The organism is Blastococcus sp. SYSU DS0617 (assembly GCF_054051075.1).
Genome location: NZ_JBJHAO010000002.1, coordinates 137,853 through 160,214 on the forward strand (window position 1 = coordinate 137,853; position 22,362 = coordinate 160,214).

21 protein-coding genes are annotated in these 22,362 nt (G+C 72.2%); 13 read left to right on the plus strand and 8 right to left on the minus strand.

Features of this window, described 5'->3' with window-relative positions; translation table 11 throughout:
* Positions 1–26: 26 nt before the first annotated feature.
* The gene (locus tag ACI793_RS03265) at positions 27–1,022 is read left to right on the plus strand and encodes a hypothetical protein (RefSeq protein WP_456604926.1); all 996 of its coding nucleotides are present in this window, start codon (positions 27–29) and stop codon (positions 1,020–1,022) included.
* Here ACI793_RS03265 and ACI793_RS03270 read toward each other — a convergent pair.
* Positions 991–1,506, minus strand: a complete 516-nt coding sequence (locus ACI793_RS03270) for an N-acetyltransferase family protein (protein WP_456604927.1) — start codon at positions 1,504–1,506, stop codon at positions 991–993. The genes ACI793_RS03265 and ACI793_RS03270 overlap by 32 nt on opposite strands.
* A gap of 165 nt (positions 1,507–1,671) precedes the next feature.
* Here ACI793_RS03270 and helR point away from each other — a divergent pair, with 165 nt between their 5' ends.
* From helR to ACI793_RS03290, 4 genes are all read left to right on the plus strand, one after another.
* Positions 1,672–3,783: an RNA polymerase recycling motor ATPase HelR gene (helR, locus tag ACI793_RS03275; RefSeq protein WP_456605186.1), complete on the plus strand. Its 2,112-nt coding sequence runs from the start codon at positions 1,672–1,674 to the stop codon at positions 3,781–3,783.
* A gap of 169 nt (positions 3,784–3,952) precedes the next feature.
* Entirely contained in the window at positions 3,953–5,128 is a 1,176-nt protein-coding gene (locus ACI793_RS03280; RefSeq protein WP_456604928.1) for a hypothetical protein, read from the plus strand.
* A 207-nt stretch (positions 5,129–5,335) separates the two neighbouring features.
* Positions 5,336–6,229, plus strand: a complete 894-nt coding sequence (locus ACI793_RS03285) for a fibronectin type III domain-containing protein (RefSeq protein ID WP_456604929.1) — start codon at positions 5,336–5,338, stop codon at positions 6,227–6,229.
* A 112-nt stretch (positions 6,230–6,341) separates the two neighbouring features.
* Entirely contained in the window at positions 6,342–7,313 is a 972-nt protein-coding gene (locus ACI793_RS03290; RefSeq protein ID WP_456604930.1) for a YihY/virulence factor BrkB family protein, read from the plus strand.
* 12 nt (positions 7,314–7,325) lie between these two features.
* Here ACI793_RS03290 and ACI793_RS03295 read toward each other — a convergent pair whose 3' ends face one another.
* Positions 7,326–8,357 carry a lipase family alpha/beta hydrolase gene (locus ACI793_RS03295; protein ID WP_456604931.1) on the minus strand — a complete coding sequence of 344 codons (1,032 nt, stop codon included), beginning with the start codon at positions 8,355–8,357 and terminating at the stop codon, positions 7,326–7,328.
* 261 nt (positions 8,358–8,618) lie between these two features.
* On the opposite strand from ACI793_RS03295, the gene ACI793_RS03300 reads away from it, so the two are divergent.
* The 3 genes from ACI793_RS03300 to ACI793_RS03310 all read left to right on the plus strand — a co-directional run bounded on the left by ACI793_RS03300 (position 8,619) and on the right by ACI793_RS03310 (position 14,122).
* Positions 8,619–10,418: a S8 family serine peptidase gene (locus tag ACI793_RS03300; protein WP_456604932.1), complete on the plus strand. Its 1,800-nt coding sequence runs from the start codon at positions 8,619–8,621 to the stop codon at positions 10,416–10,418.
* A gap of 189 nt (positions 10,419–10,607) precedes the next feature.
* Positions 10,608–13,529 carry a choice-of-anchor L domain-containing protein gene (locus tag ACI793_RS03305; protein ID WP_456604933.1) on the plus strand — a complete coding sequence of 974 codons (2,922 nt, stop codon included), beginning with the start codon at positions 10,608–10,610 and terminating at the stop codon, positions 13,527–13,529.
* 23 nt (positions 13,530–13,552) lie between these two features.
* Positions 13,553–14,122, plus strand: coding sequence for a hypothetical protein (locus tag ACI793_RS03310; protein WP_456604934.1), 570 nt, complete (start codon positions 13,553–13,555; stop codon positions 14,120–14,122).
* A gap of 56 nt (positions 14,123–14,178) precedes the next feature.
* On the opposite strand, the gene ACI793_RS03315 is transcribed toward ACI793_RS03310, so the two are convergent.
* Genes ACI793_RS03315 through ACI793_RS03340 form a run of 6 tightly spaced genes read right to left on the minus strand, consistent with a single transcriptional unit; the run spans position 14,179 to position 17,389 of the window.
* Positions 14,179–14,646 carry a hypothetical protein gene (locus ACI793_RS03315; protein WP_456604935.1) on the minus strand — a complete coding sequence of 156 codons (468 nt, stop codon included), beginning with the start codon at positions 14,644–14,646 and terminating at the stop codon, positions 14,179–14,181.
* The gene (locus ACI793_RS03320) at positions 14,643–15,053 is read right to left on the minus strand and encodes a TadE/TadG family type IV pilus assembly protein (protein ID WP_456604936.1); all 411 of its coding nucleotides are present in this window, start codon (positions 15,051–15,053) and stop codon (positions 14,643–14,645) included. The genes ACI793_RS03315 and ACI793_RS03320 overlap by 4 nt, the downstream gene beginning before the upstream one ends.
* Positions 15,046–15,252, minus strand: coding sequence for a hypothetical protein (locus tag ACI793_RS03325; protein ID WP_456604937.1), 207 nt, complete (start codon positions 15,250–15,252; stop codon positions 15,046–15,048). Before ACI793_RS03325 ends, ACI793_RS03320 begins: the two co-directional genes overlap by 8 nt.
* Positions 15,253–15,280: 28 nt before the next feature.
* Complete coding sequence (locus ACI793_RS03330; RefSeq protein WP_456604938.1) at positions 15,281–16,222, minus strand: type II secretion system F family protein; 942 nt, start codon at positions 16,220–16,222, stop codon at positions 15,281–15,283.
* Positions 16,219–17,082, minus strand: a complete 864-nt coding sequence (locus ACI793_RS03335) for a type II secretion system F family protein (protein WP_456604939.1) — start codon at positions 17,080–17,082, stop codon at positions 16,219–16,221. The genes ACI793_RS03330 and ACI793_RS03335 overlap by 4 nt, the downstream gene beginning before the upstream one ends.
* Positions 17,083–17,095: 13 nt before the next feature.
* On the minus strand, positions 17,096–17,389 hold the full coding sequence (locus ACI793_RS03340) for a hypothetical protein (protein WP_456604940.1): 294 nt from the start codon (positions 17,387–17,389) through the stop codon (positions 17,096–17,098).
* 367 nt (positions 17,390–17,756) lie between these two features.
* Between ACI793_RS03340 and ACI793_RS03345 the strand changes: the two genes are divergently transcribed.
* The 5 genes from ACI793_RS03345 (at position 17,757) to ACI793_RS03365 (ending at position 22,263) form a co-directional block, all read left to right on the plus strand.
* Positions 17,757–19,100, plus strand: a complete 1,344-nt coding sequence (locus ACI793_RS03345) for a GmrSD restriction endonuclease domain-containing protein (protein ID WP_456604941.1) — start codon at positions 17,757–17,759, stop codon at positions 19,098–19,100.
* Positions 19,101–19,310: 210 nt separating this feature from the next.
* The gene (locus ACI793_RS03350; protein WP_456604942.1) at positions 19,311–19,760 is read left to right on the plus strand and encodes a hypothetical protein; all 450 of its coding nucleotides are present in this window, start codon (positions 19,311–19,313) and stop codon (positions 19,758–19,760) included.
* Between the two features lie 237 nt (positions 19,761–19,997).
* Positions 19,998–20,504, plus strand: a complete 507-nt coding sequence (locus ACI793_RS03355; protein ID WP_456605187.1) for a class F sortase — start codon at positions 19,998–20,000, stop codon at positions 20,502–20,504.
* 470 nt (positions 20,505–20,974) lie between these two features.
* Positions 20,975–21,172, plus strand: coding sequence for a hypothetical protein (locus tag ACI793_RS03360; protein WP_456604943.1), 198 nt, complete (start codon positions 20,975–20,977; stop codon positions 21,170–21,172).
* A gap of 815 nt (positions 21,173–21,987) precedes the next feature.
* Positions 21,988–22,263 (plus strand): hypothetical protein, encoded by a 276-nt coding sequence (locus tag ACI793_RS03365; RefSeq protein ID WP_456604944.1) that lies wholly within the window; start codon positions 21,988–21,990, stop codon positions 22,261–22,263.
* Positions 22,264–22,362: the final 99 nt, after the last annotated feature.

Sequence of the window (22,362 nt, forward strand, 5' to 3'; positions counted from 1 at the left end):
CGGGTGCCGCACCCCGATGGGGTGGTGTGACGCACCCCTCGCACGGCTTCCGCCGCACCGCCGCCCTCGTCGCCTGCTCGGCCGTGCTGCTGCTCGCGGGGTGCACCGCGCAGGCGCAGCCGCCGCAGCCGGGCAAGGCGGCGCTGGCGAAGCCGGTCGCGGCGCCGGTCGCCGCGCCGGCCGGGGACGCCACCGCCCGCCTGGACTGGAGGTCCGCCGCCCACCTCGCACTGGGCTGCACGACGCGCGCCGGGTGGGTGGCCGACGGGCTGCCCGGCGACGCCTGGGACGCCGAGACGGTGCGGACCACGTTCGCGGACGTGACCGGCGACGGAACCGACGAGGCGCTCGTGCAGCTGACCTGCCCCGCTCCCGTGTCGACGCGGGCCGAGCGCGTGGTGGTCTTCGACGTGACCGCGCACCGGCCGGCGGTGCTCGGCGTCCTGGGCGACGACCTGTTCCACCCGCAGGCGGACGTCACCACGGACGGCACGACGATCACCCTGAGCGGCCCCACCGTCGCCGGCGACGACCCGTACTGCTGCCCCGGCCACTGGGGCACGGTCACCTACACCTGGGACGGCGACGCCTTCGTCGTCGGGACGGCGTCCGAGGTGCCCGGCACGGAGCCGGCTCCGAGCGCAGGCCTGGCCGACGGCGAGCACGTGGGCGTGCTGCTCTCGGTCGCGCCCGCCCAGGTGACCGTCCTGGTGGTCGACTGGTTCGAGGGTGCGGCCGCCGCGGCGGCCTGCCGCGAGGACGGCGTCCCGGACTCCGAGACCGCCTGGTGCAACCAGTACTACGTGCGCGACGGCGGCGAGCGGACGGCCACGCTGCCGGTCTCGGACTCGGCGTCGCTGAGTCACCTCGACCTGGGCACACTGGACGACGTCGCCATCGACGACGTCGCCGAGCTGGCCGGTACGCACTGGGTGTCGGAGAACCCCGAGGCCGCCGGCTACACCCGGTTCCGCACCGAGGACGGCGTGATCACCGCGCTGGAGAGCATCTACACGCCCTGACGTACTCGAGCATCACCGGATACGGCGGGAACGGGCTGCGGGAGCTCGCGCCGCTCGACGTCCACCCGAGCTTCTCGTAGTAGCGCCGGGCCCGGCCGTTGCCCTCCAGGACCCACAACCGGAGACGGCGCACGTCCGGGGGGAAGGTCGCGACGAGCGCGTCGTGCAGCCAGCCGGCCAGGCCGCTGCCCCAGGTCTCCGGGGCGGTGCCGACATGGAGCACCTCGTCCCCGCGGCGGGCCGCGAACCCCAGGATCTCCCCGCCGGAGCCGGTCACGACGTAGGCGTCGATCGCCGGGTCCGCCAGCTCCTGCGCCCACCGACGGGAGACGTCGTCGCGCGGGAAGGGGTACTGCGCCTGCGGGAACACCTCGGACAGCCCGAGCACGGCGCCGCGCTCCTGGACGTCGAGCAGTTCGGGCAGGTCAGCGGCCACCAGGGGCCGGAGCGACCACCCACCGGGCCGGACAGCGCCTCGCGGCATGGTCCCCGTATCCGTTCCGCCTCGCCGGGCGCGCTGTTCGAGCCTGTCGCCACTCTCTTTGTAGCAGTTCCGGTCAAGCCTCATGAGGCCGTTTTTTCCGCTCTAGGGTCGCGCTCCTCAGATGGGAGCTGACGCCGTGAACCCCTTCCCACCAGCACGTTCGCCCTGCCCGCCGCCCTCGCCGCCAAGGCCGACCCGGCGCTGATCGCCGCCGACGAGCGGCACTTCGCGGCCATCGCCGCGAGCCTGTCCCGATCGATGGCCGAGCTGTCCGAGCGGCTCGATGCCGAACGCCGCGCGCCCGGCGGTGCCGGGCAGGTGGCGCTGGACCGTGACCTGGAGATCCACCGGCTCACCTCCCGGCTGCGCACCCTGCGCCGCTTCGGCCTGGACCTGTGCCTCGGGCGGATCGTCGGGACGGACGGGGAGCCGGTGTACGTGGGCCGGCTCGGCCTCACCGACAGCACCGGCGCCCGGTTGCTGGTCGACTGGCGCTCCCCCGCCGCCGAGCCGTTCTTCGCCGCGACGCACGCGCACCCGATGGGGCTGGTCAGCCGCCGCCGGTACCGATGGACCCGTGGCCGGATCACCGACTACTGGGACGAGGTGTTCACTCCCGACGGGCTCGAGGGGCACGCCGCGCTGGACGACCAGTCCGCCTTCCTCGCCAGCCTCGGCGGCGACCGATCGGCCCGGATGCGCGACGTGCTGGGCACCATCCAGGCCGACCAGGACGCAATCATCCGCGCCGGCTCCCCGGGTGCGCTCGTCGTGGACGGCGGGCCGGGGACGGGGAAGACCGTCGTCGCCCTGCACCGCACCGCCTACCTGCTCTACGCCGATCCGCGGGTCGGGCACGACCGGGGCGGCGTGCTGTTCGTCGGTCCGCACGAGCCCTACCTGGCCTACGTCTCGGACGTGCTGCCCAGCCTCGGCGAGGAGGGCGTGCGGACGGCGACGCTGCGCGACCTGGTACCGGAGGGGGCGACCGCAGGTGTCGAGATCGATCCCGGGGTGGCTCGGCTGAAGGCGTCGGCGCGGCTGGTGGAGGCGATCGAGGCGGCCGTCCGGTTCTACGAGGAGCCGCCCGCCCGCGGGCTGACCGTCGAGACGCCGTGGTCGGAGCTCCGGCTGACCGCCGGCCAGTGGGCCGAGGCGTTCGAGACGCCGGACCCGGGCACCCCGCACAACCAGGCGCGCGAGCGGGTCTGGGAGGAGCTGCTCGCGATGCTGATCGACCAGGCCGACGAGGAGGAGGTCTCCCCCGCCGAGCTGCGGACGTTCCTGCAGCAGGACCGCGAGCTGCGGGCGTCCTTCGACCGGGCCTGGCCGCTGGTCGAGGCCACCGACCTCGTCGGTGACCTGTGGTCGGTGCCGGCCTACCTCCGCCGGTGCGCGCCGTGGCTGTCCGGGGACGAGGTGCGGGCGCTGCAACGCGCGGACGCCTCGGCGTGGACGCTGTCGGACCTGCCCTGGCTGGACGCGGCGCGGCAGCGGCTGTGCGATCCGGAGGCGGCGCGGCGCGCACGCCGGCAGGACGCCCTGACGGCGCGCGAGCGGGAACGGATGGCCGGGGTGATCGACGAGCTGATCGCGGCCGACGACTCCGAGCTGCTGCTGATGACGTCGCTGCGGCACGGGGATCTGCGGGACGCCCTGGTCGACGAGGCTGCGCTGCCTCCCGCGGAGCGCGACCCGCTGGCCGGGCCGTTCGCGCACGTCGTGGTGGACGAGGCACAGGAGCTGACGGACGCGGAGTGGCAGATGCTGCTGCTCCGCTGCCCCTCGGGGAGCTTCACGATCGTCGGGGACCGGGCGCAGGCGCGGCGTGGGTTCCCGGAGTCGTGGGAGGAGCGGCTCGCGCGGGTCGGGCTGGGCTCCGTGCGGCTGGCGTCGCTGGCCGTCAACTACCGGACGCCGGCGGAGGTCATGGCCGAGGCCGAGCCGGTGATCCGGGCTGTGCTCCCGGACGCGAACGTGCCGACGTCGATCCGCCGCAGCGGTGTGCCGGTGCTGCACGGGTCGGTGTCCGACCGGGACGCCGTGCTGGACGCCTGGCTGGCCGAGCACGCCGAGGGCATCACTTGCGTGATCGGGGACCCGACCGTCGAGCCGACCGAGCGGGTGCGGTCGCTGACGCCGGTGCTGGCCAAGGGGCTGGAGTTCGACCTCGTGGTGCTCGTGGACCCGGAGTCGTTCGGCGCGGGCGTCGAGGGCGCGGTGGACCGCTACGTCGCGATGACCCGGGCGACGCAGCGACTCGTCGTCCTCACCTGACCTTCCCGCGGGAACGTCGTGCGCTCACCGCCCGTGGAGACCACCCGTACGTCGCCGGAGCGCTCGCGTTTCTCACCCGTCCGGGGTGGCCCCCGCCGGTCCGCTCAGGTCGGGGGCCCGGTCACCCGATGACCGCGACGTCAGGGACGACGACCGGAAGCAGGATCCCGTGCGCAGTATCCGCAAGGCAGCCGCAGCCGTGCTGCTCTCCGCCACCATGGTCGCGGCCGGAGGGTCCGCCGCCCTCGCCGCACCGCCGACCGACGGCATCAGATGGAACACGTACGGCAGCACGTCGTTCAAGCCATGGTCGACCGTCGGGATCTGCCCCACGGGCACCGGCTTCCAGCCGGGCCAGACCCTGGTCGTCCAGGTCCAGACGAACGGGTCGTGGGCGGACGTCCACTCCTTCCCCACGGCCACGCTCCGGGGCCAGTGGTGCGTCTACGTCGCGCCGCCGCAGCTGGCCAGCAAGCCCGGCCGGTACACCTTCCGCGCGCTGAGCCGCGTGTCGCCGTCGGCACCCCTGCTCGAGGCCCAGACGACCCTCACGTTCGTCGGGGACGCGGGCTCGGCCTACATCACGGACGAGGTCCCCGAGTTCACCCTGACGACGGGCAAGCGCGTGGTCCCCGTCGAGGTCGGCCTCGCGAACGGCCAGCGGGTCGACCTGCAGCGGAAGTCGGGGTCCCGCTGGCTGAACGTCGCGTCGGTGACGGCACCGCGCACCGGCGACCGGGCGACGGTGAAGCTGCCCATGCCGGCCAAGGGCGGCATGGGCACCTACCGGGTCGTCAACCGCCCGACCGCATGGACCTCCACATACGTCGGCTATCCGTTCACCGTGCACCAGACCGACGCCGTCAGGCATCGGGCGTACCTCATCCGGGCGCGGAAGTTCATCGCCGCCTACTGCCCCAAGACGCCGATCTACATCGACACACCCACGGTGGCCGGCCGCGGCCCGTACGGAACGGTCGGTCTGGCCGTCTGGCGTTGGACCGGCGACGACACGTCGGGCCGGCTCACCACGTCCATCGAGCTCCGGTCCGGCATGTCGGCCGCGCAACTGCGCAGCGTGGCCCTGCACGAGTGCGCCCACATCCTCCAGTACCGGACCTTCGTGGACGGCCGTCGCGATGCCGAGGTGGCGGCAGCGGAGCGGCTGTATCCCGGCACCGGCGTCGAGGGCCAGGCGGACTGCATGTCGTACTACCTGACCAAGGACAAGCGGTACTTCGGCTACGTGCGCGGGTGCAACCGGGCGCAGCTCGCGGACGCCCGGCGGATGTGGCGTGCCTACGGCAAGAAGTACCAGGCCGCCGACTACCGCTGGAGCCGATGAGCAGGTGATCGACACGTCCGGAGGGCGACCGTGCTGGTCGCCGTCCGGACGTGCCCGCGGCACCGGCCGGTCGTCGGCGCCGCTCGCCCGAGCGAAGCGAGTGACGCCGTCGGTCGGGAGTGATCCCTGGGACTCGCGAGTATCGAAACGCTCGTGTCGGCGAGTCACGTGCGCGACGACACCGTCCGTCCTCTCCAGGATCGGCCCATGTCCTCTCGACGGTTCCGCGCCGGCCTCATTGCCACCTTCGTGCTGGCCGGAGGTCTCGTCCAGGCTCCCGCGCACGGGATGCCCGGCGCCTCGCCCGGGGGCGATCCCGGCAGCGCTGTCGTGGTCCAGGCGACCGTGGCCACGCCCGGTGCGCCGAGGATCGGCGTGCCGAGGCCCGGGAACCGTTCGGCGGTCGCGTACTGGGCGGCGCCGAGCGAGGACGGCGGTTCCGCGATCAGCGGGTACGTCGTCCGCGTCTACCGCGGCAGCACGCTGGTCAAGGCGACCGCCGCGAAGGCATCGGCCCGGCGCCTGACCGTGACGGGTCTAACGAACGGCGTCACGTACACCCTCAACGTCTCCGCGCGCAGCGCTGTCGGAACCGGGACCCCGTCGGCGCGCAGCGCCGAGGTCACGCCGGTCGGGGCACCGGGGTCCCCACGACTCGGCAAGCCGACCACGGGCAACCGTGCGGCCGTCGTGCGGTGGGCCGCGCCGGCCAGCGACGGCGGGGCGCCGATCACCGGATACGTGATCCGCGCCTACCGCGGCAAGACCCTGGTGCGAACCGTCAACGCCAGCGCGTCGGCCCGGCGGGCGACGGTGACCGGCCTGACCAACGGCGTTCCGCACACCCTGACCATCTCGGCCCGGAACGCCAAGGGCGTCGGTACCCCGTCGGCCCGCAGCTCCGCGGTCACCCCGAGCGCACGGGCACCGAAGCCCGCCCCGCGGCCTGCCCCGAAGGCCGCTCCCCGGCCCGCGCCGGCCACGTACTACGCCAACTGCGACGCGGTCCGCGCTGCAGGGGCGGCTCCGATCCGTCGAGGCCAGCCCGGCTACTCCACGAAGCTGGACCGTGATGGCGACGGAGTCGGCTGCGAGCGGTGACCTCCCGCGATCCGGCGTCCGCTGCTCGGCTGGGCGCTCCCGCCGCCGCGGCCTGGCCGAGCGCCGGAGTGGCCCGGGAGCGCGGGCACGCGGGACGTGATCGACTGGATCCGTGGCTCTCGTGGACCGGCTCGACCGTCTGCAGCGCCGTCATCCGGCCGCCGGCTTCCCCATCGCCGTCGTCTACAAGTACGTCGACGACACCGGCCCGTTCCTGTCGGCGCTGATCACCTACTACGCGTTCGTCTCGCTGTTCCCCCTGCTGCTGCTCTCCTCGACGATCCTCGGCACCGTGCTGGACGGGAACCCGGAGCTGCAGGAGCGGCTGATCGACTCCGCGCTCAGCCAGTTGCCGGTGGTGGGTGAGCAGCTGGGCGAACCGCAGGGGCTCAGCGGGGGCACCTGGGGGGTGGTGATCGGCATCCTCGGCGCCCTGTACGGCGCGCTCGGCGTTGCCCAGGCGGTGCAGCACGCGATGAACACCGCCTGGACGGTGCCGCGCAACAACCGGCCCAACCCGATCCTGGCCCGGGGCCGCAGCCTGCTGCTGCTGGCCACCGCCGGGCTGACGGTGGTGGGGACGACGGCGCTGTCCACGATCGGCGCAGGCATGGCCGGCTCCTTCGGCGGCGCCACGCGGACCCTGGTCCTGGTCGCCTCCGTCCTGATCAACGCCGCGATCTTCGTGTTCGCGTTCCGGCTCGCCACCACCCGGCGGCTGACCGTGCGCGACGTGCTGCCCGGGGCGCTGCTCGCCGCCGTCCTCTGGCAGCTGCTGCAGACCTTCGGCGTCACCTTCGTCAGCCGGGTGATGGAGAGTGCCAGCGCCGTCACCGGAGTGTTCGCCCTGGTGCTCGGACTGCTCGCCTTCCTCTACCTGGCCGCGGTGTTCGGCGTGCTGTGCGTGGAGATCAACGTGGTGCGGGTCGACCGGCTCTACCCCCGCGCGCTGCTCACCCCCTTCACCGACGACGTCGACCTCACCCCGGGCGACCGCCGCAGCTACACCGGCAAGGCGAAGGCCGAGCGCCTGAAGGGCTTCGAGACCGTGCACGTCACCTTCGACCCGCCCGACCGCGACTGAGGCCCCGCGCGGTCAGCGGCGCGCGAAGACGTAGGGCCGCAGCGGGGGCTCCTCGGCGACGTCGGGAGCGTTGCCCTCGGAGTTGCCGGCGTAGGTGACCAGGCCGGCGAAGTCGGTGAGGAACGTCGCCGGGTCCACCCCCGGCTGGAACGGCTGCACGCAGGTGGTGAGCGGGATCCGGGCACGGACCGCGGGACCGGGGTGGCCGAGCGCGTCGGCGACGATCGCGAAGCCGACGGCGTCGAAGCTGCCGATGGCGAAGTGGTCGGCGGCATTGGTGGGGCACACGTCCTGCAGCGCGATGTTGGCGATGCGTCCCTGTCCCGTGCGCAGCGCCGAGCTGGGCGCCGGACCGACGTTGGGGACGACGACCTCGTCGAGGCGGGTGTAGGCCACGGTGTAGTCGATGCCGCGGACAGTCTCGGCGCCGCTGTTGAGGGCGCGGAGGAACTGCGACTGGGACGCCTGCTGGTGGAAGGCCGGATTGCAGTCCCCGCACGTGACGTCGGAGAGCACGGTCCCGTGGTTGGACGGGCTCAGCCCGATCAGGTCGTCGACGACCTTCCGGGTGTCGGGCCAGAAGCGCAGCGCCCAACGGGGCACCATGCCGCCCTGGCTCCACCCGACGACGTCGACCTCGCGACCCGACGTCCGGCTCATGGTGCGGAGCGCAGAGACGACGTACTCGCCGGCGACCTGGATGTCGCCGGTGGCGTCGAACGGGAGCGTGATCGCGCACCAGCGGATGCCCATGGCGGTGAAGGCCCGCTGGTAGTTCCAGGAGAAGTTCGGCTCGGGCGTCACGGTGGTGCCGGGGACCAGGAGGACGGGGTCCCGCCGGAGGTGCTTCAGCGGGCCGTTGCACGTCAGTGCGGCGTCGAGCTGTGCCTTCGGAACGCTGAGCGCCGGACCGGGACGGTCCAGCGGCGCGAACTCACCGGTGGCCGACGGCTTCGGCGGGGGCGTGGCCGACGCCGTGCCCAGCGTGCCCACCACCAGAACGGCGGCCGTGGCCGCGACCACCCAGGACCGGACTCCGCGCACGGGCACTCCTCGACGTCCCCGACGCGCTCCGTCGCGCGTCGTCGGCAGGTCAACGAGCAGGACGCCGCGGAGGTGCGCCCGGCGAGTCGGAGGCCAGACGTCCGGCCGGCCTCGGCAGGGCGCCCGTTCCGTGCTGTCCCGCCCCATCCCACGGCGAGCGACCCGCCGACTGCCTGCGACGGGTCCAGTTCCGCGGTGACGTGCCGAAGAAGAACCTGGCGCACCTGCTGACGGGTCGCCTGGGCGGACGGGAGAGCGGGCATGACACGCCAGAGGACCGGACGGCATGCGAGCTCGGCAGCGCGGCGGGGTGCCCGGACCACCGGCCGCCTGTGCCGCCCTGTCGCGGTCCTCACCGCCGTGCTCCTGCCGCTGGCCGGCCTCGCGCCGGCCCAGGCGGACCCGGCACCGGCCCCCCTCGACCTGCCGGGCGCCCTCGCCGCCGAGCTCTCCGCCGCGGAAGAGGCCTCGCTGACGTCGCTGACCTCCGGCGCCGGCGTGCGGATCGAGGCGTTCGTCGAGACCCCGAGCGGCCCCGAGATCGTCGTCCTCGAGGCGGGCTCCGCGGCCGCGGGACGGGAGGCGGCCGCGCTGCTCGAGGACCAGCCATCGGTGGACGGCGCCGGGCTGTCCCGGCCGGTCCATGCGGTCGCGGGATCGGCCTACCAGTACGGCAACGAACTGATCCGCAGCGACGCCGGACGAGCCGCGGTGGACGGCGACCTCTCCCAGGTCGTCGTCGCCGTCCTCGACACCGGGGTCGCCGACCACCCCGAGCTCTCCGGTGCGCTCCTCCCGGGGCAGAACTTCACCACCGGCGATCCGACCGACTGGACCGATCGGGACGGTCACGGGACGCACGTGGCCGGCACCGTGGCGGCGACCGTCGGCGGTGCGATCGAGGGCGTCGCCGCCGGGGCGAGGATCCTGCCGGTGAAGGTCCTCGACGACACCGGCTCCGGCACGACCGACTCGGCCGCCGCGGGCATCGTCTGGGCGACCGACAACGGCGCCGACGTCATCAACATGTCCTACGGCTCCCCCTGGGCCGCGGCGGCCCAGACCAGTGCCATCGCCTACGCCCGCTCCCGGGGCGTGACCGTCATCGCGGCCGTCGGCAACGACGACCTGTCCATCCCCTTCTACCCGGCCGCCGATCCCGGCGTGGTGGCCGTGTCCGCCGTGGACCAGCACCGGGCGAAGGCCGCGTTCTCCAACTTCGGCAGCTATGTCGACCTGTCCGCTCCCGGTGTCGGGATCCTCTCGTCGACCATCGACGGGGCCCAGGGATTCCTCAGCGGCACCTCCATGGCCTCACCGCACGTCGCCGGCGTGGCAGCGCTGCTGGAAGCGGCCGCACCCGGCCTGACACCGGACCAGGTCGAGCAGGCGATGGCCGCCTCGGTGACCGACCTCGGGACCGCGGGCCGCGACGACGTCTTCGGGCACGGTCTGGTGGATGCGCCCCTGGCGGTGCAGGCTGCGGAACGCCTGGAGGCGGCGCTCCCCGTCCGGCAGCCGCACCACCCCGGCTTCGTCGACGTACCCGCGGAAGCCCCGTTCGCCGGGGACATCGCGTGGCTGGCGGCCGAGGGCATCGCCCAGGGCGGCGCGGACGGCAGGTTCCGCCCCCGTGCCCCCGTGATCCGGCAGGCCATGGCGGTCTTCATGTCCAAGCTGGCCAACGGGTCGGGCGTGCCCCGGTGCACGCGGGCTGCGTTCCCCGACGTGCCGCGCAGCTCGCCGTACTGCGGCTCCATCACCTGGCTGGCCGCCGAGGGCATCACCCGCGGCACCGCGGACGGCCGGTTCCTCCCCCTCGCCACCATCACCCGCGAGGCGATGGCGGCCTTCCTGTACCACCTGGAGCACCACGGGTCGGCGCCCCCGCCGTGCAGGCGTGCCGCCTTCTCCGACGTGCCCGCGACGTCCCCGTTCTGCGGGTCGATCGCCTGGTTGGCGGCGCAGGGCATCACCTCCTCGACCGGCCGTTTCGATCCCCGGGGTGAGGTGACCCGCGGGATGATGGCCGCCTTCCTCCACCGCTTCGCACAGCGCTGACCGCCGGGCCGCCAGAACGGCTGCCGTGGCCGCCACCAACCAGGACCGGACCCTGCGCACGGGCACTCCTCGACTCCGGAAGCACTCCGTGGGCAGGTCAACGACCGCTGCAGCCAGAAGATGCGCGCCGCCTGGCGCTGGCGACAACCGGGCATGCCGGCGGGTGAACCGGTCAGCCGAACGCGAGCGATGCCGCAGCCCGCCGTCATGGGGCAGCGTCCCGATGTGCAGCATCAGCCGGTACGCGACGAAGCAGACCGCACCGCCACCGACCAGGATCACCGTGCCCATGCGGTGTCGGAGGCGGACAGCGACGCCGGCTGGGTGGCCAGCAGGAACCCAGATCCGTGCCCCCGCCTCGCGCGCCACCCGCAGCGTCTCCACGGTCCGGTCGTCCACCAGATCCGTCGCGCGGTCACGACGAACGAGCACGGCAACCAGCAGTCGCGCACGCCGCTGAAGAGACACGCCACGGCGGCGGTCAGTGCACTTCTGCATCACGCGACGCTGCGCTACTACGCGGCTGCGTGGCGTGGCCGCCAGGCACCCCTGTCTCGCCGTAGCGTCCGCTCGCCTGAGCACGGCCGCCCGACTGTCGAGCGGCGCGCGGAAACCACGGGGGACGAGATGACGGCGACGAAACGCGCGCTGACCTTGCTGGCTGCACTTCTGGTGACCCTCAGCTTCGTCGCGGCACCTACGCCGGCATCAGCGGCGCCCAGGGGGAAGGTGCAGGTCACGATCGTCACGCCGAAGGGCGTCCCTGTCAGCGTCGTGCTGAAAGGCAAGACCCGCCACACCGTGGCCAAGCGGTCCACAGGCACGGTCAGGAAGGTCTCGCTGACGGTTCCTGCGGGCACCTACCACCTCCAGGCTCCCGCCATCACGTACAAGGGTCGCCTGTACCAGCCTGTCAAGTCGGCCCAGCGGGTACAGGTGCGCGCGGGGAAGGCCGCGACAGTGACTGCCCGCTACCGGGCCTCCGTGGGCGCACGCGGGCTGCAGGCGACCCACGTCAAGACGACCAGCATTGGAATGCGCTGGACCACGCCGCGCGGCGCCAAGGTCGTGGTCCGGCGGACGAACGGTGACGTGCCAGCGGCCCGCCGGACTGCCGGCGTCCCTGTCCGGGTGAAGGGGTCGACCGCACGCGACGACCGCCTGAAGCCTGGAAGGACGTACTCCTTCGCGGTATTCACCAAGGTCGGCAAGAAGTGGGTGGGCCCTGTCACCATGACAGCGGGCACGGCCTCCCCTCCGGGCTCGACGGACGCTGCCTACATCGCACCGCCGACCACCCTGGTGGTCGGCCCCGGCGACGTCGTCGCCGCCGGCGGGACCGGCTCCGGCGTCCAGGTGGCTCTGGGACCCGCGGTGCCACCCCGGGTGCTCGGATCCGCCGTCGTCCTGCCGCAGTCCGCGCAACTGCCGGGGGGATTCCTGGGTGTGGTGACGGGACTGTCCGCCGATGGGCGCTCGGTCACGCTCTCCCCCGGAGGCATCAGCGACGCCTTCGACTACTACTCCGTGTCCATCCCGGAGATCTCCACCGCCGCCACCGCGATCGGACCGGCCGGCGGCCCCGATGTCGCCCCCGGGAACGACCACGTCCCCGACCGGTCTCAGCGCACCCCCTTGCCGCCGGAGGACACGACGCGCTCCCCCGACGAGCCGTCACAGGCGCCCCCGGGCACCCTCGCTCCCAGCGCGGCGGGCTTCGGCTGCAGCGATGGCGCAGGCCGCAGCATCGAGTTCAAGCCACAGATCAGCCTCAGTGGCCGGTTCAAGGCCACGATTAGCAAGAAGGAACTGCTGTTCGTCGACGTACCGACCGGGGCCTCGCTCGACATGGCCCTCACCGCCACCGTGACCGGCACCGCAGACATCGAGACGACGGGCAGCTGGGACTGCGGGCTGGATCTCGAGCCGACCAGGCTCCAGCTGACCGCGACACCCATCCCGCTCTCCTTCTACTTCGAGCCGACGGTCGGATTCAGCGTCCAGGGCGCGACCGATGTCGAGGATGTCGGCATGACGGTCAAGGCCGGGGTGCAGCTGTCCGGCTCGTTGAGCCTCGACGGCAAGGCGTCGTTCTCGGGCAGCCCCATCCTGAAGGCCACCCCGCACACACCCACGATCTCGCTGAACGGCTCGATCGGCGCAACCGTGGGTGGTGAGGTGATCGTGGGGCCCGGAGCCGGAACCACGTCGGCGGGGGTCATCGCGGGTGTGGGCGGACACATCAACCCACTCGAGGCCGGCTTCGGGCCGACCTTCACGAGGCATGACTCGCGGTTCAACACCTGCCTGTCGGCCGAGGCGAAGGCCACGTTCGGGCTACGCCTGACCGCCAAGGCGTGGCTCGGGAACTGGGACATCAGCCGGAACGTCACCATCGACGCGCTCCAGGGCTCGCACTCGTACGGCAGCTGGGACCTCCCGAGCGGGTGCGGCAGCGCCCCTCCGCCCCCGCCCGTCGAGCCAGGCGAGGACGTCATCGGGGACGGCGTGGACCTGGTCGATGACGTCACCACGGGCCACCCGTGGCAGTGGGGCCACGTGGACGGCTTCGCGCCCGGTCAGAAGACCTGGGTGCTCAGCACGGGGCTGGTGGACGAGGCGACGGGAGAACCGGTGCAAGAGGCGAGCACCGACCTCGGCGCGCCGGGCGACCCGACACTGTCGGCCCTGGCCGGGCATCTCACCTACGACTCAGCGGCCTACGAGGTCACCGTCGTCCCCTCGGGCTCGACCTTGCACGTGAAGTACGTGTTCGCCAGCGAGGAGTACCCGGAGTACGTCGGCAGCCGGTTCAACGACGTCATGGCGGTGTTCGTCGACGGGGTCAACTGCGGCTACGTCCCGGGCAGCTCGGACCCGGTCGCGGTCAACGGGGTCAACGCGCAGACCAACTCCCAGTACTTCGTGGACAACGCCGCCGGGGTCTCTGGCTACTCGACCAGCATGGACGGCCTCACCGTCCCGCTGACCTGCTCCCGGCCGGTCACGCCCGGCGTACCCGTCACCGTCCGGATCGCCGTGAGCGACACCTCCGACGGGGTCATCGACAGTGCGGTCGCGCTCGTCGACAAGGGCATCTGGAGCGATTGATCAGGAACGGTCGGGTACCTCGCGTGGGCGAACCACGTCCGCGTGAGGTACCCGGCTTCGACTCAGCCCGGCGGTCCGGTCTCCTACCGCTGATCCCGGCCCGGGCACCGGCACTGCGCCCGGGCCGGTCGGCGCAAGCCGCGGTCCGCGTCTTTCTCGGCGAGCTGGTCGTCATCGTGGTGGTCGGGCTCGCCGTCGTCGCCATGGCCGGACGGTCGGAGCTGTCCCAGGGAGGGCTCAGCGTGGTCGTGCTGATCACCGGGCTCTGCGGCTTCGTCCTGGTGCTGCAGCGCTGGAGGCAGATCGGACCGCTTCACCTAGCCGAGCTGGAACAGGGCTACGCGACGCTCGTGCTCATGTTCGGCGGCTTCACCCTCGGGGACGGTCGCCGGCGACCGGGGATGGGACAGCGGTTGCCGTGGAACTACGCGGGCGTCTGGGTGCTCGACTCCTCGGGCCAGGTGCTATCGGCACCCGAGCCGGGGGTCGAAGGCCCCGGCTTCTACCCCTCGCCGACCCGGCCGGGGCTGTTCGAGCTGTGGACGGGCGTCGTGTGGGCCGGCCAGTACCGCACCCCGAGGGCGCACGCCTGAGCGAGACGCCGGACGGCCTACGGGAGGACGCCGGGATCGCCGGCCCGTCAGGGGCATCAGCCGTCGACGTAGCGGTCGCGCTCGACGACGAACTGTCCGGTCGCGGTGTTGGCCTCCACGAACTCCGGCAGCAGCGGGATCCGCACGGTCACCGTGACGCACACGGAGAACTCCTCCCCCGGCGTCAGCGTCGGCGTGTAGGTGCCGGCCGCGCCGCAGTCCGAGCCGCCCGGCGCGTACGCCACCTGCACGTCGGTCGCCTCCACCGACTGGTCCTCCACCGCCAGCTGCGCGGCCCGCAGCGCCTGCTCCTGACCCGTCGCCGGGTCATCCGCCGTGCCCAGGGCCCGGCCCGCCTCCCGCGCGGCCGTCGTCGCCGCGAACACCCCGCGCTGCACCGCCGAGAACCCCGCCACGATGTAGACCAGCGGCACGAACACCACCAGCGCGACGAACACGAACTCCACCAGCGCCGACCCGCGTTCGCCCTCGACCTGCCCGAGCCGGGCGCACAGCCACCTCACGCGCCCTCCTTCACCGCACGCCCGGTGACCTCCAGCGGCAGCAGGTTGCCCAGTGCGGAGATCAACGACGGCACTGACCCCGAGCAGCGCACGACCACCAGCGTCAGCCCGCTCGGGTCGGTCTCCTCCGCCGAGGTGCACGCCAGCCCCTCGGCGGTGCGCCGGGTGGTCGCCCGCGCGACCACCTCCACCGTCCGCGCCGCACCCAGCGCCGAGTCGACGTCGGCGTTGGCCGCGAACCGGGCGCCCTCCTGCGCGCTCGCCGTCACCACGTTGCGCACGTGCGCGTAGACGGCCACCTGGAGCACCGCCAGCAGCAGCGCCACGATCAGCAGCGAGACGAGCACGAAATCGACGACGGCGCTCCCCCGCTCGCCGTCGTCGTCAGGCCGGAACTGCTCAGCCACCGCTCGTGACGGAGGTGAGCGCGTTGCTCACCGCGTCCACGATCGCTGCCCTGAACGGGATGAGGATGGCCAGCACCAGCGCCGCCGTCATCACCGTGATCATGACCCAGCCGGGGACGTCGCCCCGCTCGGGATCGTCGGCCTCCAGCCGGGCCGCCAGCGCGGCCAGGGCCGCCGTCAGGTGTGCGAACGGGCGCATGGCGCGTCCTTTCTCCAGGTCCGCCGGCTCACTGCGCCAGCGAGACGATGCTGATCAGCCCCGGGTACAGGGCGAAGAGGACGGTGACCGGCAGGACGAGGAAGACGACCGGCACCATCATGGCGATCTCCTTGCGGCCGCCGGCCTCGAGCAGCCGGCGCTTTCCGGCCTCCCGCACGTCGGCGGCCTGCGCGCGCAGCACCTCGGCCAGCGGCGTCCCGCGCTCGATGGCCACGAGCAGGCCGTCGATGAAGCGGGCCAGCGCGTCCAGGGACGTCCGGTCGGCCCCCTGCTGCAGCGCCTCGGTCAACGGCACCCCGGCCCGCGCCCGGCCCAGCGCGTTGCCGAGCTCTCGGGCCAGCTCCCCGCCGGACAGCCGGGTGACCCGCGCGATGGCGGCGGTCGGGCTCTCCCCCGCCGTCACGGCCAGGGCCAGCAGCTCGGCGACCACCGGGAACTCCGCGAGCAGCAGTTCCTCGCGCCGGTTCACTTGCTGGGTGAGCCACCAGTCGCGGCCCAGGACCCCCCCGACCAGCCCAGCCACCAGCAGCAGCGCGGCCGACAGCACGTTGAGGCTTCCCGCCGCGGCCGACCCGACCGCGGTGACGGCCACGCCACCGAGCAGACCGAGACCACCCCACACCACCTGCTCGACGCGGAAGTCCTCGACCGTCATCTCCCCGCCGAGCGCGTCCAGCCGGCGGCGCACCGCGGCCCGCCCGCCCAGGAACCGGTCGACCAGCCGGGCGCCGTCCCCGATCGCGGGGCCGAACACCCGCCGGACAGCGACCAGCAGCCCCGGCTCGGTCGCGGTGCCGAGGAGCCGGGACGGCGGCGGGGTGTCGTGCACGTAGGGCGCGAGCCGGTCGACCAGCCGCACCGCACGGAAGGGCGGCGCGTACCGCACTGCCAGGATCAGCCCGGACGCCGCGACGAAACCGAGCAGCATGCCCGTCAGCGCCGGGCTCACTGGAGCACCCGCACGTCCTGGGGCAGCCGCCCGATGTGCAGCATCAGCCGGTAGGCGACCAGACAGACCGCGCCTCCGCCGACCAGGATCACCGTGCCCAGAGGGGTGTCGTAGGCAGACAGCGTCGTCGACTGCGTGGCCAGCAGCAGGAGCACCACCCACGGTGCGGCGACGGCCAGCCGCGCGGCCGACACCACCCACCCCTGCCGGGTCTCCAGCTCGGCGCGGGCCCGGGCGTCCTCGCGCAGGAAGGTGGCCAGCGTGCGCAGCACCCGGCCCAGATCGGTGCCGCCCACCTCGCGCGCCACCCGGAGCGTCTCAACGATCCGGTCGCCCACCGGATCGGCCAGGTCGTCCTTGAGCCGGTCGAGCCCGGCACCGAACCGACCGGTGGAGCGGTAGTCCGCGGCGAACCGGGCGAACGGCGGGCGCAGCACCTCCGGCCCCCGGGTGCTAAGTGCCGACAGGGCCTCCGGCAGTGACATCCCGGCCCGCACCGCCGAGGAGAGGTTGTCCACCACCTCCGGCCACACCTCGCGCAAATCGGCCCGGCGCTTGGCGGCCAGCCGGCGCACCTGCGTGTACGGCAGCGCGAACCCGAACAGCCCGAACGCGAGGCTCACCGTCACCGTGCCGGTGGTCAGCAGGACGACGATGAGCACGACCAGCCCGAGGCCGATCTGCAGGGCAAGCAGCTGAGCCGCGTTGATCCCGGTCAGCCCCGCCGCACCCAGCAACTGCTGCGTGCGGCCCGGTCGCTTCACCGTCGCCGACCGCTGGGGCGCCCGCGATCCGCTGCGCCAGATCAGCAGCAGGCCGAGGCCGAACAGCAGACCGATCAGGGCACCGGACTGTGTCATCTCGACTGCCCCGTCATGCCAGCAACCCGGCGAGGTCGAAGCCGCGGGCGGCGAACCGGTCGGCGTGCGGCGGGTAGCCGTCGGCCCGCACCAGCCGCCCGTCCCGGGTGGTGAAGACGTCGGCGGTCTCGATGACGCCGCTCTCGGCCCGCCCGGGCAGCGCCACGATCTCCCGCACTCGCCGGGAGCCGGCCGGGTCGGTGCCCACGTGCACGACGAGGTCGACGCTCGACGCCACGGTCGGGACGACGAACGCCGTCCCGATGTTCTCGCCCGCCAGCGCGCCTACGAGGATGCGATGACGCACATTGCTTCCCTCGCGGGAAGCGGTGCCTCCCCCCTCAAGCTGGTCACCAATCAGACGGACCACGGCGCCCCCACGATTGAGATCACCGCCCAGGCCGCCTGAGGCCAGTCACTGCACCCTCCGCCTGACCGTCTCACTACCCGGTCAGGCCACCCGAGTCGTCTCGGCGTACCGGCGTGTCCTGCGCCAGTCCGCGATCCGGCGGGCGTGCGCCCGGGTCCACGGGTCGCACGGGCACCCACCGACGTAGCTGCTGTTCTCCCCTGTCGGTAGGGGGTCGGCAACCGCTACGTTCCAGTTCCACTTATGGGACGGGGCTCGGATGGCCGGCGGTAGTAGCGCGCAGGTTTGGCGCAGCGTGGGTTGGGTGGCCGCAGGGATCGCCTTGCTGTTCATCGTGATCGGATTCGCCTCGAGTGGCTTGCCCGGCGGCCTGATCATGCTGGGTTTGGTCGGTCTGCTGGTGGCCCTGGTCGCCGCCGTCCGTGGCCGGCTGCCGGGCATCGCCAGCCGGAAGGTGGCTGGTGGCGTCGCAGGCGTCGCCGCACTGCTGCTGGTCGTGGGCACGGCCACGGCCCCGCCCACCGACACGAGCACGGCGTCGTCGGAGTCGCAGGCCGAAGCGGAGGCAGAGGCCGCAGAGGCTGAGGCGCGGCGTGCGGAGCAGCGGGAGCGGGAAGCGGAGGAAGCCGAAGAGGCGGCCATCCGGGCGGCCGAGGAGTCCCTTGCCGCCGCCGACGAGTCCCCGGTTCCCGAGGGTGCGGGTGAACCCGGCCAGCTGTCGGATGCGGACGCAGGCGCCGCCGTCGGTGGGGCCGCGCCCACGACAGCGCTGGCCGCCCTGGCCGCCATCGAGGTGAAGGGCCGTGCGCCGCGCACCGGCTATGACCGTGACCTGTTCGGCTCCGGCTGGCTGGACACCGACGGCAACGGCTGCGACACCCGCAACGACATCCTCGAGCGAGACCTGACCGGGGAGACGTTCAAGCCGGGGACGCGCAACTGCGTGGTCCTCACCGGCACCCTGGCCGACCCGTACTCGGGGCGCACGATCGCCTTCCAGCGTGGGCAGGACACGAGCTCTGACGTGCAGATTGACCACGTCGTCGCGCTGTCGGACGCCTGGCAGAAGGGCGCCCAGCAGATGAGCGACGGGCAGCGCCGGCAGTTCGCCAACGACCCTCTGAACCTGCTGGCCGTGGATGGGCCGCTGAACATGCAGAAGGGCGACGGCGACGCGGCGACGTGGCTGCCGCCGAACCGGTCCTATCGGTGCGCGTACGTGGCCCGGCAGGTTGCGGTGAAGGCCACCTATCCGCTGTGGATGACGCAGGCGGAGAAGAATGCGATCGCCACAGTGCTGTCCGCCTGCCCGAACGAGCCGCTGCCGGCCGGCGTGGTGGTTGCGGTGCCGGAGCGGGAGACTCCGCCTCCTCCGGCACCCCAGGACGATGCCCCGGTGGTCGTGGTGCCCGCCCCTCGGCCGGCGCCCCAAGCGGCCCCTGCGCCGCCGCCCGCACCGCGGCCGGCACCAGCACCTGCTCCTAGGCCTGCCCCTGCCCCTGCACTTCCGCCTCCGCCGTCGGGGGGCGTGTACTACCAGAACTGTGACGCGGTGCGCGCCGCTGGAGCCGCCCCCATCCGGCCGGGTGACCCGGGCTGGCAGCAGAAGTTCGACCGTGACAAGGACGGCATCGGCTGCGACAAGTAGCGGGCCCGCGCACAACCGAAAGCGCCCCACCTCCCCGCTTGGGAGGTGGGGCGCTTCGTGTCGGTGGCACTCGGCCAGCGTCTGGCTCGGGGGCAGGTGCGGTCGAGGGCGGTTCCGCAGGGCGGGCGTAGTTGACGACTGCTCTGCAGGTCGCTGAAGGCTGTGCGAGGGTGACGGGCGTCTCAACCAACCGCAATCGGGAGAGAAACTATGCGTCGTCATACCACTGCTGCCGCTGGCATCTTCATCACCGCCGGCCTGTCCTTCGGCTTCTCGGGCACGGCCCTTGCCGATGAACACAACTGTCCGGATTACGCCACGCAGGAGGAGGCGCAGGCCTTCTTCGATGCGGACCCGAGTGACCCGGAGGGCCTGGACGCCGACGATGACGGCATCGCCTGCGAGGACCTGCCCCGCGGTGGCGCCGCGCCGACCCAGGGTGGCAGCGAGGACGCCGATAACGATGGCGACATGACGGGTGGCGGCGGGACGACCGACGACCAGGTCACCCAGGTGCCCACGGGCGGAGTCGCCGCCGGCGACGGTAGCGCCCTGCACGACGACGGCACCACCATTTCCTATGTTCTGGGCGGGACGGCCCTGGCCGCGGCCGGCGGCGCTGCGTTCGCTGCCCGTCGCAGCTCCCGCACGAACGCCTGACCGGTAGGACAGTTGCACCGGGGCCGTCACCGCATCCGCCCCCGCCCGTGGTGGGGGAGGGCGGATGCGGTGACGCGCGCTGGTGTGTCCCCTCCGTGGCCCCGCGCCGCCCGCGTCTGGGCGGTGGCCTCCGCTGCTTTCGCCGCCCTCGGCGTCACCGCGCTGGTCGTCTTCCCGTCGGACACCGGTCATTCCGCCCGACTCGACGCCTCCCAGGCCGTGGTCGCGCAGGCCCCCGTGGAGCCTGCGCTTCCGGCCGATTCGCGGCAGCTGCCGGCCAGTGCCCCCGTGGAGATTCAGATACCGGCACTGGGAGTCGCTTCTGGGGTCATGGAGCTGGGCCTTGCAGCGGACGGGTCCATGGAGGTTCCGCCAGGCGCCTACCCGGTGGGCTGGTACACGGGGAGCCCCACACCTGGTGAGCTGGGTCCGGCGGTGCTGGCTGGCCACGTTGACTGGGCGGGTGAACCGGGCGCCTTCTATGGGCTGCGTGAGCTGGTCCCGGGGGACACGGTGTTGATCGACCGTGCTGACGGCAGGGTGGTGACGTTCCTTGTCGATCGTGTCGAGGTGCATCCCAAGGAGGAGTTCCCGACCGAAGAGGTGTACGGGGACATCGGTGACGCCGGTCTGCGCCTGATCACGTGCGGCGGAGTGTTCGACGAGGACGCTAGGGGCTACGTCGACAACGTCGTCGTGTTCGCGAGTCTTGCGGCGGTGGGTGAGCCCGCCCCGATGGGGTGACGGCCGGGGCGCACAGGTTCCGTGCCGGCCGCCCGCGGTCACCCTGGAAGGCATGACGTACCGGGCGGCTGCGGCGTTGCCGTACAACAACCGAGAGCGGGCCACCGCAGGCCTGCGCGGTCAGCTGCGACTCATAGCGGGATGCAACGGCGTGGCCCCGGACTGGACCACCCTGGCTGTGGACGGCCCCACCGAGGCGCCGGGAATGCGCGGCAGGACGTGGTTCGAGTGGACGGCCACCGTCGAGGCGAGATGACCCGACCGTCTGCCAATCCGTAGTCGGTGGGGGTCAGTTCTGTCCAACGTCCGACTCTTAGAGCTTGACGAGAAGTAGGCACCACGGTCCCACCCCTGCAACACACCGAGCATTTCGTCACAGTGCAAGCATCGCCCCGGGTGTGGCAACAGACGTGCAACAACTTCGCCTTCCACCCACGTGGGTGGGGCTTTGACGTGTCTAGAGTCACGTCATGGAGAACCCAGCCGTCTGCCCCTCCTGCAGCCAAGTGATCGAGCGCCAGCACAACGGAAAGGCTGGGACCAGCGAGTTCACCGACCCCTGGGAATTCGTGGAGCACGACAGGGACGACCTTCGAGGCAACGTCATGACGAGGCAGTGGTGCCCCGGTTCAGGGAAAAACGTGACGATGGCAGCTAAGGGCTACTGAGACTCCGCGGAGTCTACTGAGCGGGGCGTGTCCCCCTGTTGACAAGAGTCACCGGCTCGAAGCGCTTCCGCCCTGCCTGCACGGGAGACTTTCCTTGGCGATGCCTAGCCAGGTCGTCGAGGAGCTGCGAGTGCTGGGTCTCAAAAGCCTCGAATGATTCCCTCACCGATTGCTTGTAGTCAGGATCGGTGATGTGACCCGTATCTGGCTCCATATAGGAGTCTTCCTGGAATCGTCGGCTGGCCTCGAGGCCATTTCCGAGCCAGGACTCGAGGGATCTCCCAACGGCGCCCATCTGCTCGACCACGACTAGGTCCCGGATGGCGACCTTCGCGACAAGGTAGTCAATGACCCACTCATCTCTTGCGCCTTGGGCCTCGCGGTTGACGACTCCATGCCCGACCACCGACCACAGTTTGGCGCTCGACCGGGTCATGGCCGCGGCCGCATCTCGCGACTGCTGACGCAAAGCACGCCGCTCGCCCCGCCGTTCTGTTAGGTGCACCGTGAGAACAGCCACCAGGGCACTCAGTACGCCGGCCACCAGCGTGGACCCGAAACTGTCCCAAGCCGTACTGGTGTAGACCTCCTCCGCTGCATCCCTGAGCCAGCTCCGGACGGGCCGTGCTCGGTTCCAATAAGCGATCACAGCGGCGGCGACCCCGATAGCCGCCACCGGTAGCCACAGGGCGCGCCTCCGCCAGACGGATTCGGTCGTCCGCTTCAGCCGGTCTTTCAAGCAGTGCCCCCATGTGCCAGAAGATGCGCCGACGCAGGGTAACGCCCATGTCGGTTGCCGCAGATAAGTTGCCTCCATGCCTGCCAAGGAGCACGACGAGGACTGTCCGCTCTATCCGCAGCACTGGCTGCGCCATGCGCTCTCAGCGGTTCAGCAGCTCACGGCGGACGATCCGGAGGACGACGTCGACCGACTGTCGGCCGCGTCCCTCCTCAATGCGTTGGACTACTTCGCCAATCACCACGGGTGGGAGGGCGTCACGCTGCGCAACGTCGCGGACTACGCGACCCTCATGGAAGAGGACAAGTTCCCGCTCTGCGACTGCAAGGGCCCTTCACGGCTGACGTGGTGACGGGGCGCGTCAGCCGGTAGGTGTTGCTGCCAGAATCGGGAGTTGGCTTCCCACCTTCGCCTGGCGCGCGCAGCAGGCACCGTATCGACATGTGGTCGG

Bases quoted from the DNA above. Each gene is read 5' to 3' on its own strand.
- ACI793_RS03270 (WP_456604927.1), bottom strand. From the start codon at position 1,506: ATGCCGCGAGGCGCTGTCCGGCCCGGTGGGTGGTCGCTCCGGCCCCTG.
- ACI793_RS03285 (WP_456604929.1), top strand. From the start codon at position 5,336: ATGTCCTCTCGACGGTTCCGCGCCGGCCTCATTGCCACCTTCGTGCTG.
- ACI793_RS03300 (WP_456604932.1), top strand. From the start codon at position 8,619: ATGACACGCCAGAGGACCGGACGGCATGCGAGCTCGGCAGCGCGGCGG.
- ACI793_RS03305 (WP_456604933.1), top strand. From the start codon at position 10,608: ATGCCGCAGCCCGCCGTCATGGGGCAGCGTCCCGATGTGCAGCATCAG.
- ACI793_RS03325 (WP_456604937.1), bottom strand. From the start codon at position 15,252: ATGCGCCCGTTCGCACACCTGACGGCGGCCCTGGCCGCGCTGGCGGCC.
- ACI793_RS03335 (WP_456604939.1), bottom strand. From the start codon at position 17,082: ATGACACAGTCCGGTGCCCTGATCGGTCTGCTGTTCGGCCTCGGCCTG.
- ACI793_RS03350 (WP_456604942.1), top strand. From the start codon at position 19,311: ATGCGTCGTCATACCACTGCTGCCGCTGGCATCTTCATCACCGCCGGC.
- ACI793_RS03360 (WP_456604943.1), top strand. From the start codon at position 20,975: ATGGAGAACCCAGCCGTCTGCCCCTCCTGCAGCCAAGTGATCGAGCGC.
- ACI793_RS03365 (WP_456604944.1), top strand. From the start codon at position 21,988: ATGCCTGCCAAGGAGCACGACGAGGACTGTCCGCTCTATCCGCAGCAC.